This is a genomic window from Clostridium sp. Cult2 (assembly GCF_021655075.1).
In the GTDB taxonomy this organism is placed as follows: Bacteria; Bacillota; Clostridia; order Tissierellales; family Tepidimicrobiaceae; genus Schnuerera.
Map to the genome: position 1 here is coordinate 1 of NZ_PPXX01000088.1, position 3,312 is coordinate 3,312.

General features: G+C 33.2%; 3 protein-coding genes. All 3 read right to left on the bottom strand.

What is annotated here, in order from left to right; all coding sequences use genetic code 11:
* On the bottom strand, positions 1-1,070 hold a 1,070-nt coding region (locus tag C3E90_RS08975), incomplete at its 3' end, for a DUF438 domain-containing protein (protein WP_236915303.1).
* Positions 1,071-1,097: 27 nt separating this feature from the next.
* Complete coding sequence (locus C3E90_RS08980; RefSeq protein WP_236915304.1) at positions 1,098-2,969, bottom strand: heavy metal translocating P-type ATPase; 1,872 nt, start codon at positions 2,967-2,969, stop codon at positions 1,098-1,100.
* 23 nt (positions 2,970-2,992) lie between these two features.
* Positions 2,993-3,208 (bottom strand): heavy-metal-associated domain-containing protein, encoded by a 216-nt coding sequence (locus C3E90_RS08985; protein WP_236915305.1) that lies wholly within the window; start codon positions 3,206-3,208, stop codon positions 2,993-2,995.
* Positions 3,209-3,312: the final 104 nt, after the last annotated feature.

Here is a 3,312-nt window from a genome sequence, read left to right on the forward strand (position 1 = left end):
TTAATCCAGAAATCCTCATGGTCTTTCTTTCCTGATTTAAAATCTTCCAATATTTTATCCACTATATGAACACTAGCTGGAGGATGACAATTTTGTACATTCCTTCCTATAACTGCTTTTGTTCGAGCAAAGATTCTTTCTTTACCTTGAGAGAAGTATTTTACAGTGTCGTTTTTATCTATAAAAGTCATATCTCCTGGAATGATATTTAATATTTGGCTTATTTCCTCTGGAGTTAAAAATCCAGTTTCAAATTTTACATGTCCTCCTTCTGATGATTTTTCCTCTGTATCAGAAATATTTATTCTCTTTAGTTTCCATTTGGTTTCTGGTTCTATCAATGCATATCCAATTTCATCGCTTTCCTTATATATGGTTATCCATTCATCTTCCGTCAATGTTTCCAAGGCCATAGGGAATAGTATGCTATCTTCTTTAAATATCATTTCTTTTATTTCATCAGCCATATTTTCTATTTTTTCTATTACTTCCTCTTTGTTTCCCCTGTAATCAGTAAGCATAAGCTTTCCTTCTTTAATCAATGCCCTAATATCATCGTCTACTCCCCACATTACCTTAGGTGGCGCAGTAATTCCGTACTTTTCTAAATAGGGGAATATTAAATTTTCCTTCCTACTATAATGTTTATCGATATCCCATAATAAGTTTAAATCCTGAATTAAATTATTTATATTCTCTTTAGAATCATCGTCTTTAAATTTTTCTAAATTGTTAATCACTGTCTTATTTATATATTCTTCCAAGGCTTCATTTTCTTGTCTCATAGTATAGACCGGGTGACCTGGAACTTCTTCTGGATGGTGTATTTCTTCTATAGAACCTTTAAATACAGCAGCATGGACATTGCATAGACGCTGGATTTCTTCTATAGATAGTCCTTCTTTAACCAATTGGGTTTCCATTGCTGATATTTCCGAAGCTGAAACCCCTTCTATTACCTTAGCAAACTTTTCTTTTACTTCATCTACGGTTTTACCATCATGAAGTTCTTTAATTACTTCCTTTAACATCTTTTGTCTATGTTCTCTATTGTTAATCAATTCACTCATTATATTCACCTCTCATTCTGTTTTCTACTAATCATATAATACTTTTCTACTTCTTCCCTTTTCTCCATATCCTAAAAGCCTTACAGCATTAACTATTACCAATAATACACTTATTTCATGGATTAACATTCCTGATGATAAAAATACTACCTTACCTAATACTCCAACCAAAAGAACTCCTGCAACTATAATGGCAAAATATATATTTTGCTTCATATTTCTTACCGTTGACCTACTTAGTCCAATAGCATAGGATAATCTTTTTATTTCATTGGACATCAATACTACATCTGCTGTTTCCATGGCTACATCTGCGCCAGCTCCACCTATAGCAATACCTAAATCTGCTGAAGCTAATGCAGGTGCATCATTTACCCCATCTCCAACCATGGCAGTTGCTCCAAATTCTTCTTGTAATCTTTCTAAAGTTTCCACTTTTCCTTCTGGAAGAAGCTCAGCATAATATTCATCAATTCCTAATTCCTTTGATATGGCAGCAGCAGCTCTCTTATTATCCCCAGTTAGCATAACCACTTTTTCTATACCTTGTTTTTTCAAATCTATTATTAGTTCTTTGGCATCTTCTCTAACTGTATCTGCTATAGATATAGCTCCTAACATTTTTACTAAATCTGAAACTATAACCACTGTTTGACCATGTTCTTCTTCACTCTTTACATACTCTTCTTCCTCTTCAGTTATATTTACCCCATTTTCTGTCAATAATTTTCTATTTCCTATTAAATATATATTCTCTTGTATTTTTACTTTTAATCCTTGACCCGTAATAATTTCAACCTCTTCTGGAGATTCCTTTATTTCTCCATGTTTTTCTTCTGCTGCTTCGATTATAGCTCTAGCTAATGGATGTTCTGAATAGCTTTCACCTATAGCAGTAAGCTTTAATAGTTCATCTTCATCTATGTTAAAAGATTTTATATTTGTTACCTTAGGTTTACCTTTCGTTAGAGTTCCAGTCTTATCAAAGGCTAACACCTTAATCTTCCCCAGCTTTTCCATTATTTCTCCGCCCTTTACTAGAACTCCATGTTTTGCTCCATTGCCTATGCCTGCAACTATAGATACTGGTGTAGAAATAACTAAAGCACCTGGGCAAGCTATTACCAATAATGTTAGGGACAGTACCAAATCTTTAGTAAAAATCAACAACAATAGGGCCAGGATTATTATAGCAGGAGTATAGTATCTAGAAAATACTTCTAGAAATTTCTGAGTCTTTGCCTTTTTATCTTGAGCTTCTTCTACCATTTCTAATATCCTAGCAAAGGTAGTATCATCTCCAACCCTATCTGCCTTTATCTTTAAATATCCAGATTCAATAATAGTACCAGAAAATACAGTATCTCCTTCTGTTTTATCTATGGGAATGGATTCTCCTGTTATGGCAGCTTGGTTTATATAGGCATTCCCTTCTATTATAGTCCCATCAACAGAAATCTTTTCCCCTGGTTTTACTACAACTGTGTCCCCTTCTACTACTTCGTCAGGAGAAACTTCTACTTCTATGCCATCTTTTATAACCCTAGCCATATCTGGTGCCAAATCCAATAGGGATTTAATAGAAGACCTGGTTTTCTCTAAGGTTTTAGATTCTAAATAATCTCCGAGCATAAAAAGGAAGGTTACTGCGGCAGCTTCCCAAAATTCTTGTAAAAACATGGCTCCTATTACTGCTAAAGTCACTAATGCATCTATTCCAATAATTTTATACTTTGCTGCTGCAAAGGCATTTTTCATGATTGGGAAACCTGCTATGATGGCAGCTGCAATCATTAATATATTTCTATACCATATATTCAAGTCTGTTTGCTTCAATATAAAAGATATAACAATCAATACCCCTGAGATTACTACCCTTTGACCTTTGCTAAGTTTCATAATCATCCCCCTTCTAAAAATTATCATTTTTCTCCTAATACTTTATATCCTAATCCTTCAATTACCAATTTAATATCTTCAGACTCTACTATAGATTCGTCAAAATCGACTTTTGCTTTGCTCGAATTAAACATTACTTCTACTCTCTTTACACCTTTTGTCTTTTTTAATGCTCCTTCTATCTTTGCCATGCAAGATGGACATGTTAATGTTTCCAATTTATAAGTTATAGTTGTCATAAAAAATTCCTCCTTGTACAATATAGTTATAATCAAATTACAGTTTTCCACTGTAATAATTATCAATTTCTTAAATAATAATATAGTCTTCTTTTCTAATCATT